This window comes from Paenibacillus planticolens (assembly GCF_013141725.1).
Taxonomy (GTDB): Bacteria; Bacillota; Bacilli; order Paenibacillales; family NBRC-103111; genus Paenibacillus_E; species Paenibacillus_E planticolens.
In genome coordinates, this window is the sequence record NZ_WHNZ01000015.1 from 175,066 (window position 1) to 189,196 (window position 14,131).

General features: G+C 48.9%; 12 protein-coding genes and 1 riboswitch. Of the genes, 10 read left to right on the plus strand and 2 right to left on the minus strand.

Translation table 11 applies throughout. From position 1 onward, the window contains the following. Positions 1 to 138: 138 nt before the first annotated feature. Entirely contained in the window at positions 139 to 453 is a 315-nt protein-coding gene (gene trxA / locus GC097_RS07145) for a thioredoxin (RefSeq protein ID WP_167062180.1), read from the plus strand. Between the two features lie 97 nt (positions 454 to 550). Continuing rightward, entirely contained in the window at positions 551 to 2,416 is a 1,866-nt protein-coding gene (gene uvrC / locus GC097_RS07150; RefSeq protein ID WP_171682629.1) for an excinuclease ABC subunit UvrC, read from the plus strand. On the opposite strand, the gene GC097_RS07155 is transcribed toward uvrC, so the two are convergent. Next, complete coding sequence (locus GC097_RS07155; protein WP_171682630.1) at positions 2,376 to 4,013, minus strand: CPBP family intramembrane glutamic endopeptidase; 1,638 nt, start codon at positions 4,011 to 4,013, stop codon at positions 2,376 to 2,378. The two genes, uvrC and GC097_RS07155, sit on opposite strands and share 41 nt — an antisense overlap. Positions 4,014 to 4,234: 221 nt before the next feature. Here GC097_RS07155 and GC097_RS07160 point away from each other — a divergent pair, with 221 nt between their 5' ends. The 4 genes from GC097_RS07160 to GC097_RS07175 are packed head-to-tail and all read left to right on the plus strand — an operon-like array spanning position 4,235 to position 8,300. After that, the gene (locus tag GC097_RS07160; protein ID WP_171682631.1) at positions 4,235 to 5,587 is read left to right on the plus strand and encodes a TrkH family potassium uptake protein; all 1,353 of its coding nucleotides are present in this window, start codon (positions 4,235 to 4,237) and stop codon (positions 5,585 to 5,587) included. Between the two features lie 14 nt (positions 5,588 to 5,601). Beyond that, entirely contained in the window at positions 5,602 to 6,264 is a 663-nt protein-coding gene (locus GC097_RS07165) for a potassium channel family protein (protein WP_171682632.1), read from the plus strand. Continuing rightward, positions 6,264 to 7,523 (plus strand): cation:proton antiporter, encoded by a 1,260-nt coding sequence (locus GC097_RS07170; RefSeq protein WP_171682633.1) that lies wholly within the window; start codon positions 6,264 to 6,266, stop codon positions 7,521 to 7,523. Before GC097_RS07165 ends, GC097_RS07170 begins: the two co-directional genes overlap by 1 nt. Before the next feature lie 39 nt (positions 7,524 to 7,562). After that, positions 7,563 to 8,300, plus strand: a complete 738-nt coding sequence (locus GC097_RS07175; protein ID WP_171682634.1) for a response regulator transcription factor — start codon at positions 7,563 to 7,565, stop codon at positions 8,298 to 8,300. A 13-nt stretch (positions 8,301 to 8,313) separates the two neighbouring features. Here the strand turns inward: GC097_RS07175 and GC097_RS07180 are convergent, their stop codons facing one another. After that, positions 8,314 to 9,210, minus strand: coding sequence for a LysR family transcriptional regulator (locus tag GC097_RS07180; RefSeq protein WP_171682635.1), 897 nt, complete (start codon positions 9,208 to 9,210; stop codon positions 8,314 to 8,316). 287 nt (positions 9,211 to 9,497) lie between these two features. Here GC097_RS07180 and GC097_RS07185 point away from each other — a divergent pair, with 287 nt between their 5' ends. The 4 genes from GC097_RS07185 to GC097_RS07200 all read left to right on the plus strand — a co-directional run bounded on the left by GC097_RS07185 (position 9,498) and on the right by GC097_RS07200 (position 14,119). After that, positions 9,498 to 10,151, plus strand: coding sequence for a succinate dehydrogenase cytochrome b558 subunit (locus GC097_RS07185; protein ID WP_127452860.1), 654 nt, complete (start codon positions 9,498 to 9,500; stop codon positions 10,149 to 10,151). A 16-nt stretch (positions 10,152 to 10,167) separates the two neighbouring features. After that, on the plus strand, positions 10,168 to 11,931 hold the full coding sequence (gene sdhA / locus GC097_RS07190; RefSeq protein ID WP_171682636.1) for a succinate dehydrogenase flavoprotein subunit: 1,764 nt from the start codon (positions 10,168 to 10,170) through the stop codon (positions 11,929 to 11,931). A 2-nt stretch (positions 11,932 to 11,933) separates the two neighbouring features. Beyond that, complete coding sequence (gene sdhB / locus GC097_RS07195; RefSeq protein ID WP_127452857.1) at positions 11,934 to 12,698, plus strand: succinate dehydrogenase iron-sulfur subunit; 765 nt, start codon at positions 11,934 to 11,936, stop codon at positions 12,696 to 12,698. Between the two features lie 225 nt (positions 12,699 to 12,923). Further along, positions 12,924 to 13,031: riboswitch (guanidine-I (ykkC/yxkD leader) on the plus strand. Between the two features lie 65 nt (positions 13,032 to 13,096). Continuing rightward, positions 13,097 to 14,119, plus strand: a complete 1,023-nt coding sequence (locus tag GC097_RS07200; protein WP_171682637.1) for an ABC transporter substrate-binding protein — start codon at positions 13,097 to 13,099, stop codon at positions 14,117 to 14,119. Positions 14,120 to 14,131: the final 12 nt, after the last annotated feature.

Sequence of the window (14,131 nt, forward strand, 5' to 3'; positions counted from 1 at the left end):
GTTTCAGCGCCGCCGAATTGCTAACTTATGGTTTGGTTGAAATGGCCTATGGGTGTGGTATACTTTACATGTTGACGTTCATCGGTAGCAAGTAAACTACTTGATGTTATAAATCTATTCTTAGAAGGAGGAACTATCATGGCAATCGTGAATGTTTCTGATAACAGCTTTAAAGCTGAAGTTGAAAGCGAAGGTACAGTACTTGTAGACTTCTGGGCACCTTGGTGCGGACCTTGCAAAATGATCGCTCCTGTACTGGAAGAGCTTGATAAAGAAGTGGAATCCTTGAAAATCGCAAAAGTGAACGTGGATGACAATCCGGAATCCGCTGCTCGCTTTGGCGTTATGAGTATCCCAACGCTGATCGTTTTCAAAGACGGCCAGCCTGTTGACAAAGTGGTTGGTTTCCAATCCAAAGATGCTCTGAAAAACGTAGTAGCTCGTCATCAATAAGTTGTTTCGAATTAGAAACAATTGTTCGTGTGAAAAAGCTCATTTTCTGCTATTCTGAAAATGAGCTTTTTTTTGTGCGCGAAAGGAGAAAGGAATCATGACGGATTTGGAACATGAGCATGAGGACGCAGCCGTCCGTGAACAGCGTCTGGAAATGATTAAGCATAAGCTTTCGTTATTGCCGGATAAGCCGGGTTGTTATATTATGAAAAACCGCGAAGGCACGATTATTTATGTGGGAAAAGCGAAAGTATTGAAAAATCGGGTGCGCTCCTATTTCACAGGCAGCCACAGTGCGAAGACGCAAAAACTAGTCAGCGAAATCCGCGACTTTGAATATATCATTACCTCCTCGAACATGGAGGCGCTCATTCTTGAGTGTAATCTGATTAAGCAGCATCATCCGCGGTACAACGTACTGCTGAAGGATGATAAGACGTTCCCATACATCAAGATTACACATGAAGCGCAGCCGCGCCTGGAAGTTACGCGGCGGGTGTACAAGGATAAGGGGAAGTATTTCGGCCCTTATCCGAACGCCTTTGCGGCCCAGCAGACGAAGAAGCTGCTGGACCGGTTGTATCCGCTGCGCAAGTGCAAGACGATGCCCGATAAAGTATGCCTATACTATCATATCGGGCAGTGTCTGGCGCCTTGCGAGTACGAAGTATCCGCCGAGACGAACGAGCGAATGGTGCAGGAAATCTCCCGTTTCCTGAACGGGGGACACGACGTCATTAAAGAAGAGCTGACGACCAAAATGCTGGCCGCAGCCGAAGAACTGAACTTCGAGCGCGCGAAGGAACTGCGCGATCATATCATGAGCATCGACGCGGTCATGGAGAAGCAGAAGATCAATGCCGTCGACGCGCAGGACCGCGATGTGTTCGGTTACGCGGTAGACAAGGGCTGGATGGCTGTGCACATCCAGTATATGCGTCAAGGCAAGCTGATCGAGCGGCATGTCTCGCTGTTCCCGTATTACGGGGATGAGTACAGCGATTTCATGACCTATGTGACACAGGTCTACATCGACAATCCGGCGCTGCCGAAGGAGATCTTCTTGCCCGAGCCTTCGGAACAGGCTGAGACGGAAGAAAAGGATGTCCGCGAGGCGCTGGAATCGTGGCTCAAGGTCAAGGTGCACATTCCGCAGCGCGGGCTGAAGAAGCAAATGGTCGATATGGCGAAGGATAACGCCCGCAACGCGCTGGAAGAGAAATTCCGCTTGGTTGAGCGGGACGAGAGCCGCACGACCAAAGCGGTGGAAAATCTCGGCGAGTGGCTCGGCATGGGCAAGATCCGCCGGATCGAAGCCTTCGATAACTCGAACATTCAAGGGACGAACCCGGTATCCGCGATGGTCGTTTTCGTGGACGGAAAGCCCGATCGCAAAGAGTACCGCAAATATAAAGTGAAAACGGTCGTCGGTCCGGACGATTACGAAACGATGCGAGAAGTTATTCGCCGCAGGTACGAGCGCGTGCTCAAGGACAATCTGACGATGCCGGATCTCATTGTCGTGGACGGAGGCAAAGGGCAAATTTCCGCGGCGGTCGACGTGCTGGAAAATGAGCTGGGCCTGTTCATTCCAATCTGCGGTCTCGTCAAGGATGCGAAGCATAAGACAGCGCAGCTGATGATGGGCGATCCGGCAGAGGTTATTCCGCTGCCGCGCGACAGCCAGGAATTTTACTTGCTGCAGCGAATTCAAGATGAGGTTCACAGGTTCGCGATTACGTTCCATCGGGAGACGAGGGCGAAGTCCATGGTCGTGTCCCAGCTCGACGCGATACCCGGTATCGGGGAGAAGCGGAGGAAGGCTCTCTTGAAGCATTTTGGCTCCGTGCGCAAAATAAAAGAGGCCGAAGTCCAAGACTTCAAGCCTCTGGGTATAGGTGAAAAATTAGCGAGCGAGATTCTCAAAGCGCTCCAAGGCGAGGCGGCGGCTCCCCAGGAATAAGGGGGCTCCGCCTTTTTCCATGCAGCCAGGCCAGGAAGCAGCCGACGAGAGCAGGGAGCACGAGATAGAAGAGGCCTGTAAGCACATCGCCCGCATGCCCTAAGGAGAAGAGTGACATTCCCATCAGGATGCTGTCCATGCAGGCATGAGCGAAGACGGCGGTAATAAAGCCGTACTTGAGAAACACATAACCGAGAATAATGCCGATGATCGTTACTTCGACTAACCGGGTGTAGACCGGATAGATCGGATACTGGGTATGGCTGGCTGCCCAAATTACACTAGGGATGACAATCGCAATAAAGTTATTGCGGAAAAGCTTTTTAAACAACATGATGCCGAGCAGCCGGTAGGTGGCTTCTTCCGAAATCGCCGCAACCCAAGCCATCAATGGGAAGAAGCGGGGCTCTACCATGTTGAGCATCGAATCGGACGGATCGTTGACCGCCCAAACATCGAACTGTACGTCGCCTGTATAGAACAGGACCTGCTGAATGCCGAGAATGAAGAGGGCCAGCAAGTAGCCGCGTCCCATGCCGTAAAACACTTCCGCGCCAAACTTGTGTTCTTTCCAAGCCGGCCATTTTGGCTGTCCAATCGCTTTCCATAAGCCATTGCCTGCTACCAATGAAAGATAGACCGAAATGCCGAGTGCAAGCGCCAGCACATTCATGAATACGATGGTTGCCCAAGTAGCGAATTCAGCATTCGACCCGCCGCCGCTTATGGATCGGAATGAAGGATACATATTAAAGTTATTTGTAATATAAATCGCTAAGAAAATAGCGGTAAGCAGCAAGCCGTTGCTGAATCTCATTTGCTTCCGGTACATAATGGCAAAGACGATGGCTGCAAGAGTCATGATGAGCGTGGAGCCCATTGAAATCCAAGTCATAACGGAAGCGGAACGATCCTGGGCATCCAGCCAAGCCAAATGTGAAGCGGGCACGCTGAACAAAACGCTGTAGCCAACCAAGCTTTGATCATCGAATTGCGTGCGGACTTGCAATTTCGCTTCGCCCATTGGCTGAGATTGTTTTTCATAGTATAGAACGAGACCGGAAGCTTGCTGTCCGGTTTCTTCTTTATCGATGGCTTTCATGTCATCGGGGTCAAGCCCCCGCGCCCGCATTTCCTGCTTGGCCATAATGTCGGCTTTCTGCTTGCTGATGAGCGCATGCTCGCCGTTGCCAGAGTACGTCTCCCGCCATCCGACTACGGTGCCGTCCGTGTAATTAATTTCAACCTCAAATTGACGGTCTTTCTTGGGATCTGTCACATTCACTTGGTAGTAGTCCAAAGGGTAGCGCTTGCCGTAAGTTTCGTCATATTTTGGGGACAAATGTTCCTTTTGCAAATACCCGCTGCGTTCTTTCTTGGATTGATAGGCGACAAATGTTTCTGTCCCTTTGACCGAGTACCGCTCATTGACAAAGGTCGATGCGTATTTTGCGGCTTGTTGTTTCGTTATGGAAGGATTCTCGGCTGCAGGAGCTTCTTCAGGCTGTAAGCCATATAGCACGGTTACGACGGCATAAAGGAGTATGCCTATACAGGCAAGGATAAGGAGAATTCGGTTTAACTTAGGCCTTGGCATCGTTAAGTTCCCTTCTGAATTCACAAATATGAAACCATAAATTCCACGTTACCATGAGTTTAAAGAGAATGCGAATTTTAGGTGTGGAAATACAATCTAAACAGTTATATAATACCTATATTTGCATGATAAGCCGAATTACTTCAAGATAACGGGGAAGGCTACTGTTGAGAGCACTCAAACAGGAGGGCTTGTTTTTTGCACATCGATCAGGAGGCCTTATGAGTAAAAAATTAAGTATTTGGCAGATGACACCTCCGCAAATTCTAGTTTTGGGATTTGCCGTCATTATTTTTGTCGGAGCAGGGCTTCTCACCCTTCCGTTTGCATCCGCGACAGGCAAGTCCATTCCTTTCATCGATGCGCTTTTTACCGCGACTTCGGCTACCTGCGTGACAGGTCTTGTTGTTGTGGATACAGGGAGCGTCTACACGATGTTCGGTCAAATTGTGATCGTCAGCTTGATTCAATTGGGCGGCTTAGGCTTCATGACCATGGCGACATTGCTGGCTATTATGTTCCGCAAGAAAATTACGCTTAAGGAGCGATTGGTGCTTCAAGAGGCATTTAATCAAGGGAGTATAGAAGGCATTGTTCGTCTGATCCGCAAAGTTGTTATTTATTCCTTATCCATCGAAGCGATTGCAGCTGTCATTTTCACGATTCGTTGGAGCTTTGATCTCGGCTTTTCTAAAGCGCTGTATTTCGGTATTTGGCATGCGATATCCATGTTTAACAATGCAGGGTTCGATTTATTCGGGACCGTCGACGCTCCTTTCGTTTCCTTCACGGGATATGCGAACGATTTTGTTGTGAACTTCGTGGCGATGGCGCTGATCGTGCTCGGCGGTATCGGATTTGTTGTTATGGCAGATTTGATGGAATTTCGCAAAACGAGAAAGCTGTCCCTGCACTCCAAGGTTGTGCTTAGTATGACCGGCACTCTCATCGTGGCAGGAGCACTTATCATTTTTATATTCGAATATACGAATAACAGAACGTTGGGCTCGCTTGATTTGGGCGGAAAAATACTGGCTTCCTTCTTTCAATCGGTTGCGCCGCGGACCGCGGGTCCGAATACGGTGGATATCGGCGCACTTCGTCAGGCATCCCAATTTTTCATTGTGATTCTTATGTTTATCGGTGCATCGCCAGGTTCGACGGGGGGCGGTATCAAAACGACGACGTTTACCATCTTGATCGCCGCCATTGTGACCATGATCCGCGGGAAAGAGGACATTGTCATTTTCCGTTATCGTCTGGCGAAAGATCGTATTCTTAAGGCGATTACCTTAACGATGCTGGCTTTATTTCTAGTCATTACCGTGACCATGCTGCTATCGACAACAGAGTCCGCACAGTTATTGAAAATATTGTTTGAAGTTACCTCCGCGTTCGCGACAGTGGGGCTGACTATGGGGTTGACGCCGGATTTAACCACTTTCGGTAAAATTCTCATTAGCTTGACGATGTTTGCCGGGCGGCTAGGCCCGATCACTCTTGCTTATGCGCTGCAGCCGAAACAAGAGAAAGAATTATACAGATACCCAGAGGGTAAAATCACGATTGGATAGGGGAAGCACAACAGATGAAGAAGACGCAATATGTAGTTGTCGGGCTTGGGCGGTTCGGAGCAAGCATTTCCAAGGAGCTCATTAAGCTGGGCAACGAAGTGCTGGGGATTGACAAGGATGAAGAAGCGGTAGACGAGATGAGCCATGAGCTTACGCATGCCGTTGTCGCCGACGCTACGGATGAGGATGTGTTGAAATCGTTGGGCGTGCGTAATTTCGATTGCGCGGTCGTGGCGATTGGGGACGACATTCAATCCAGTATTTTAACAGCCATTGTCCTCAAGGATTTAGGGGTCAAAAAGGTTGTAGCCAAAGCCCTTTCAGAGCTGCACGGGAAAGTTCTGCACAAGCTGGGGGTCGACCGCGTGATTTATCCTGAGCGCGATATGGGGATTCGCGTGGCGCATCAGCTGAATTCTCCGAATTTATTGGACTATATCGAAATTTCTAAAGATTATACCATTGCGGAACTTTCTGTACCAAAAAGGCTGTGTGGGTTAACGATTAAACAATTGGACCCTCGAGCCAAATATGGCTGCAGCGTTGTGGCGGTCAACAAGCAAACGGGAGTCATTATTGCTCCTACGGCAACGGACGTCGTGAACGAAAATGATGTCATGATCATCATCGGGACGAACGATCAAATTGAAGAATTTGAAAGTGAAGTCATTCGATAATGGACAATGTGACAACCCAACTCATCGAACATGTTATTTTGCTGCTTGTGCTCATTTTCGGACTTGGGATGTTATTCGGCAAGGCGGCGAACTGGCTGAAACTGCCGGATGTTGCCTTGTTTCTTATGGCCGGAATGATCGCAGGTCAAGCCCTGCACTGGATTTATGAACCCAGCGCTTCCTTTACGAATCAATTCATCCTCGTTATCGGTTCCACTCTCATTCTTTTTGACGGAGGGCGCAACATCAAGCTCGCCGGTCTGCGCCAAGTCTGGCTGACGGTCGGCATGCTGAGCGTCCCCGGCGTGATCATCACCTGCGGGGTTGTCGCGGCGGCCGCGCACGTCCTGCTGAATTTGCCTTGGCTGTATGCTTTGCTGCTTGGGGCGATTATTGCTTCAACCGATCCGGCGACACTCATTCCGGTGTTTAAGCAGGTCAAGATCCGGACCAAAGTCAGAGAAACGGTGGAAAGCGAGTCGGCATTTAATGATGCCACAGCTTCCATTTTGACATTTTCCATCATTGCTATCCTTCTAGGTACACGGGAAGTTTCCTTGCTTTCAGGCACTCTTGATTTTGTTAAAACAGCACTCGGCGGGCTTCTCCTTGGAGCTGTGATCGGTTATGCCATGACCTTCCTGACCTCGCATTTGAAGCTTGGGATGCTAAGGGACTATGCCACCATTGCGATGATTGTTACATCATTAGGAGCTTATATGGCCGGTGAACTCCTCGGCGTCAGCGGCTTTATGGCAACCTTTACGGCAGGGCTCATCTGGGGAAATGCCGGTACGTTCAAGCTCGATATGGAAGACAAACGGCACGAAATGGAACATTTTTCCGAAAATATTACCGTCATCATGCGCATGCTCATTTTCATTCTTCTTGGCAGCCAAGTGAATTTCCCCGTCATTCTCGAACATTTCTGGACGAGCCTCGGTGTCATCTTTGTCTTCATCTTTATTTCGCGACCGCTGACGGTTCTGATCTGTACGTGGCCGGACCGTAAAGCCAAGTGGAAATGGAATGAAATCCTGTTCATGTTCTGGGTTCGCGAAACAGGTGTCATTCCGGCGGCTTTATGCGGGATGGTTGCCGGTATGGGGATTGAGCACAGCGACCTGATTGCAAGTGTTACTTTTATGGCGGTATTAATCACCATCCTTTTCCAAGCAAGCACAACGGCTTTTGTAGCGAAAAAGCTGGGGCTTGAAGCGAAATCGGACGGGGCGGAAACTCACGGATCCGGTTCGTAGGTCTCAGCGAGAGAATTTCGAGGCGAGGGTGGACTCCGAATGTATAAAGTATTAATAATCGAAGATGATCCCATGATCGGCGATATGATCTCCATGTATTTGGGCGAAGAAGGATTTCATGTCATTCGGATGGAAACGGGGCAAAAAGGGCTTGAAGCGGTCAGGCAGTTTGCCCCTGATGTCATCTTGCTGGACCTTATGCTGCCCGATATGGATGGACTTCAGCTTTGCAAACAGGTGCGGATTACGTCAAGCGTGCCGATCATGATTGTTTCAATGAAGAATAAAGTGGTTGAACGGGTGGGCGCGCTGGGTGCGGGGGCGGACGATTATATGTCCAAGCCGTTTAGCATGCATGAAATGAGCGCTCGGGTCCATGCTTTGATCCGTCGTTCCCACTTGTATCACAAAGCTAGTGAAATCAAAGGTGTAAGCGGGTCGGCAGTTAAGGATGGAAAGCCGGAAGCAGTAGATCCGATGCAGGGGGATATGAACAAGATTTCACTGGATCTTCATACCCGTTCGATCATTGTTCAGGGTCAAACAGTAGAAACGACATATTCGGAGTTCGAAATTATGAAATGCTTCGTTAATCATCCCGGCCGTGTCTACAGCCGAGAGGATTTATTGCATACTGTCCGGGGCTTCGACTCTTATGTCACCGATCGTGCGATCGATGTGCATATTGCCAATCTCCGCAAGAAAATCGAAGACAATCCCAAAGAGCCAAGGCGGATTCGGACGGTCTGGGGAGTCGGTTATAAGTTTGTCTATTGAGCGGACCGTCGATTCACCGGTGTTTAGTGAAATAGCTGATTGCCTGTTCGATGAATTTGAGAGATTCTGGATTATCTGTCGCCTGGTCGGAGTAAATTAGCGATGTTGTACGTTTGGTCTGCTCTAATTCGGTTAAATAACGCAGAATTAACTCATTATTCTGAATCAAATCTTCCCGCAAGTACGATTTGGGGAGCAGCGTCGCTGTTTTACAGGTGGAAACGAGCCGGATGATGGCCTCGAAAGAATCGATTTCCATCTGGACATTCGGCAAAATGGTATATCGGTGAAACAGCTCGTCCATCAGGATGCGGTACCACGTGCCTTTGGAGAAGAGGATCATCGGCAGATCGTTCAAATCGTTCATGGTGATTTCATCGCGATCAATGAAAGGGTGTCCCAGCGGAAGTACTAAACAGAGATGATCATCGAAAAGCGGTTCACAGTGCAGGCTGGACGCATTAATTTGTGATGCGACGATGCCGATGTCAACTTTGTGTTCCTTGACCATCGTGACGATTTCATGCGTTTTGCCCGTTAGCAGTTTAATTTCTGTGAGCGGGTAAACCTGCAGGTAATCGGTAATGAGATCGGGCAAAGTCGCCTGCAGGGTTGTCAAACTGGCGCCTATCGTGATGGAAGAGTGGGTGCCTGCTGCTTTGTACAGTTGGAGGGTCTGCTTAAATTTACGTTCCAGATGGCGAAGCTCCAGCGCGTGGTCGTAGCAGATTTGCCCTGCTTTGGTCAGCTCAAGGCGCTTCCCTTTGCGGATGAATAGTTCCACGCCCAGCTCCTCTTCCAGTTTCATGATTTTGCGCGAAAGAGCGGGCTGCGAGATATTTAATAATTGAGAGGCTTTATTAAGGCTTACTTGTTCGACGACAACAGCGAAAACATCCAAGAGTTCCATGTTTGTTCAGCTCCGCATTCAAATTTATATGCAAAAAAGTTATAAGTGTATATAAAAAAACAGCACTTCCATTATAAGCGTGAAAGAGGTACGATGTACATGTCACTTTTTATTCACAATTATTGGACGGCAGTGTATATTCGCTTACTACTTAGGCGTAAAATAGGCGTGGATGAATATGGGTTGACGCTCGTTTGCGGCGAGAGTAGAATGGTATGTGGCTTGTTTTGTCAGAACATGTCGGATTGTTTTAATGAAATTTTGTTGAGGGGGGAATTGGTTACATTATGGGTAATTCGTATTACTTTCGAAAGATCCACTCTTTGCTTGGTGTAATTCCGGTGGGCTTCTTCCTTATTGAGCATTTGCTCACTAACTATGAAGCAACGAAGGGTCCTCAGGCATTTGTGGATCAAATTAACTGGTTGAACGGTCTGCCTTTGGTCCTGCTGTTGGAAATCGTGGGAATCTGGCTTCCGCTTCTTTATCATGCCGTTTATGGACTGTATGTGGCCTATCAAGCGCGTAATAACGTTTCAAACTACAGCTATTTCCGCAACCAAATGTTTATGCTTCAACGGGTAACTGGCGTTATTACGTTCCTGTTCGTAGCTTGGCATTTGTTCGAGACTCGTTTGCAGGTTGCTCTTGGCAATGTTGCGCACGAGAATCTCGGTATGACCATGCATGACATCGCAACGAATCCAGTCATGTTTACGGTTTATGTCATTGGTATCGTTTCCGCGACATTCCATTTCTGCAACGGCTTATGGTCGTTCCTCGTCAGCTGGGGGATTACGGTTGGACCGCGCGCGCAGCGCTATTCCTCCATTATTTGGATGGTATTGTTCGTGGTGATGTCCGTGATGTTTATTATGTCTTTGACTGCATTTACAGATACGCAATTTCAAGTTCCGGTAGAAGCGCATTCGGGGCATTAAGGGAGGGTGAACAGAAGTGGCTAATTCGAAAATCATCGTCGTCGGCGGAGGCCTTGCGGGACTCATGGCGACAATCAAAGCAGCGGAGGCCGGAGTTCACGTACAATTGTTCTCCTTGGTTCCTGTGAAACGTTCCCACTCCGTGTGTGCGCAAGGCGGCATTAACGGTGCGGTGAATACAAAAGGTGAAGGTGACTCCACTTGGGAGCACTTTGACGATACAGTATACGGTGGAGATTTCTTAGCAAATCAACCGCCAGTTAAAGCATTATGCGATGCCGCTCCAGGCATCATTCACTTGATGGACCGTATGGGCGTTATGTTCAACCGTACGCCAGAGGGCCTTCTTGACTTCCGCCGTTTCGGCGGTACCAAATATCACCGTACGGCGTTCGCAGGCGCAACGACAGGGCAGCAGCTTCTGTACGCACTTGATGAGCAAGTACGCCGCTGGGAAACTGCAGGTCTCGTAACGAAGTTCGAGCACTGGGAATTCCTCGGTTCCGTACTGGATGACGAAAATGTTTGCCGTGGTATTGCGGCGCAGGATCTACGCAGCATGGAGATCCAAACGTTCCCGGCTGATGCTGTTATTTTGGCGACAGGCGGTCCTGGTATCATTTTCGGCAAAACAACGAACTCGGTCATCAACACAGGTACGGCAGCAAGCGCTGTATACCAACAAGGGGTTAAATACGCGAACGGCGAGATGATTCAAATTCACCCGACGGCGATTCCTGGCGATGACAAGCTTCGCTTGATGTCAGAGTCTGCACGTGGTGAAGGCGGCCGTATTTGGACGTACAAAGACGGTAAGCCTTGGTACTTCCTTGAAGAGAAATATCCGGCGTACGGAAACTTGGTGCCTCGTGATATTGCAACGCGTGAAATTTTCTCCGTTTGTATCGATCAGAAGCTTGGTATTAACGGCGAAAACATGGTTTACCTCGACCTTTCCCATAAAGATCCGAAAGAGCTGGATATCAAGCTCGGCGGTATCATGGAAATTTACGAGAAATTCATGGGCGACGATCCGCGCAAAATCCCAATGAAGATTTTCCCTGCGGTTCACTACTCCATGGGCGGTATGTGGGTTGACTACAACATGATGACGAACATTCCGGGCTTGTTCGCTGCAGGCGAGTGTGAGTATCAGCATCACGGTGCGAACCGTTTGGGCGCGAACTCCCTTGTTTCGGCTATCTATGACGGAATGGTTTCCGGTCCTAAAGCGGTTGAGTACATTCGCGGCTTAGAGAAGCATGCGGACGATACCTCCTCGATCGTCTTCGATCGCGAGAAGAAACGTCACCAAGATCGCTATGAGAGCTTGCTCAAAATGAACAGCGGTACAGAAAATGCTTATGTTCTGCATAAAGAGCTTGGCGACATGATGAACGCTAACATGACGGTTGTTCGTTACAATGATCGTCTTGAAGATACAATCAGCAAAATCAAGGACATGAAAGAAAGATACAACAACATCAACATTACAGATACAGCTCGTTGGAACAACCAAGGGGTAGCGTTCACACGCCAACTCTGGAACATGTTCGAGCTTGCTGAAGCGATGACGGTTGGTGCCTTGATGCGTAACGAGAGCCGCGGCGCGCACTACAAGCCTGATTTCCCGGAACGCGACGATGACAACTTCATGAAAACGACAATTGCCGATTGGACGCCGGACGGCCCGAAAATCAGCTATGAAGAAATTGATGTATCTTTGATTGCACCGCGGAAACGTGATTACTCCACGGAGAAGAAAAAGGGAGGACATTAATCATGGCTGAGACACTAAGCGCACAAAAAACCGTGAAGTTTATCGTGACTCGTCAAGAGAGTCCGGATTCTAAGCCTTATACCGAGGAATTCGAAGTTCCTTATCGTCCCAATATGAACGTCATCAGCGGTTTGATGGAAGTGCAACGTAATCCAAAGAACGCGCGCGGCGACAAAACAACACCGGTTTGTTGGGAATCCAACTGTCTGGAAGAAGTGTGCGGAGCTTGCTCCATGGTGATTAACGGCAAGCCGCGCCAAGCTTGTTCGGCTCTGATCGATAAGCTGGAGCAGCCTGTTCGCGTAGCTCCAATGAGCACGTTCCCAGTTATGCGTGACCTTGTCATCGACCGCGGACGCATGTTCAACGCTTTGAAGAAAGTCAAAGCATGGGTTCCGATCGACGGAACGTATGATCTTGGCCCAGGTCCGCGTATGGCGGAGTCGAAGCGTCAATGGGCGTACGAACTGTCCAAATGTATGACATGCGGCGTATGTCTGGAAGCTTGTCCGAACGTGAATGACAAGAACTCCTTCATCGGACCTTCAGCGCTTTCCCAAGTTCGTTTGTTCAATGCTCACCCAACAGGTGAAATGAACAAAGACGAGCGTTTGGATGCGCTCATGACAGATGGCGGTATCGAAGGCTGCGGTAACTCACAGAACTGCGTACGCTCCTGTCCGAAAGGCATTCCGCTGACGACTTCCATCGCAGCATTGAATGCAGACACAACCAAACATTTGTTCAAGAAATGGTTAGGCGTGTAACATGAATAAAGCCCGATTCCCTGAGCGACAGGGGATCGGGCTTTTTGCCTTTGTAAAGAGGCTAAAATGCTGGAGGTATTGTAAGTCGGAGGGGTATGTAATATTCTATTACATGAAATAGAGTTTTGACAATGGATTATTTTTTTTGTGTCATATATATTGACATGTAGCTGGGATCTAAGTATGATAAAGACAAATGCAAGAGAGAGTAAACAACCTCATAGCAAACTTGTTTTCTAGGGTTCCGCGGCAGATGAAGGCTGTCGGTCTGGTCCAAGAGAAGACACACGGTGAAGGTCGTCGTGCACACGGAGGGATAAAAGCCCGGGAGGATATCAGCATATGATATCGTTCCGGGTTTTTCTTTTTACCAATTTAAAGGGAGAGGGAGAAGCTGAATGAGACAAAGAATGGTATTGCTGATGGTGGCGTTGCTGCTCGCATTTACGGTTGTGAGCGGATGCTCGAGCAAGGAGGCAACAAGCAAGGGAACCGGCGGAACAGATCAGCCGATCAAATTGGCGCTTAGTCCATGGCCGGGTTGGTTTGTTTGGTACTTGGTTAAGGAGAAGGGGTTCTTCGAGAAAAATGGCGTAAAGGTTGATCTCGTTTGGTTTCCGGTGTACAGCGATTCGTTGTCTGCGCTGGCTTCAGGCAAAGTCGACGCGAACAGCCAAACCTTAAGCGATACGCTCGCTCCCGCGAGCAAAGGGATTCCGCTCAAGGCTGTGCTGGTGAACGATAACTCCAACGGCGGAGACGGTGTCGTCGTAAAACCTAACATTAATTCCTTGCAGGAATTGAAAGGCAAGAAGGTGGCGACGGAGCTGGGGACGGTTGATCACCTGCTCATGCTTACCGCACTGGAGAAGGCAGGGCTTGCGGAGAAAGATGTTTCTTACACGAATATGACGGTTAACGATGCAGGACCGGCATTCATTTCAGGCAGCCTGGACGGCGCGGTGCTATGGGAGCCATTTCTAAGCAAAGCGATTCAGGAGGGCAAAGGCAAGCTGCTGTTTTCCTCTAAGGATACACCGGGACTCATTCCTGATCTGCTCGTTTTTAAAGAAGAAATTACGAAAAACCGCCCCGAAGATGTGAAAAAAATTCTTCATGCCTGGTTTGACGCGTTGGATTACTGGAAAGCCAATCCGGAGGAATCTTTGCAAATTATGGCGAAGGCGGCGGAGACGCCGGTAGATGAGTATAAAGCCGGGGTCGACAGCGTGAAAATTTTCCAGCTGGAAGACAATGTGAAAGCTTTCCAGAAAGGCGATTCCTACAGTTCGCTGCATTTCACTTCGCAGAAAACGGCCGAGTTCTTGAAAGGTTTGGAGATGCTGACCACGATTCCGAAGGCGGAAAGCTTCCTCGATGGGCATTTTGTCGAAGAAGTGATGAAGGAGCGTAAGAAATAACAGATGAATGAG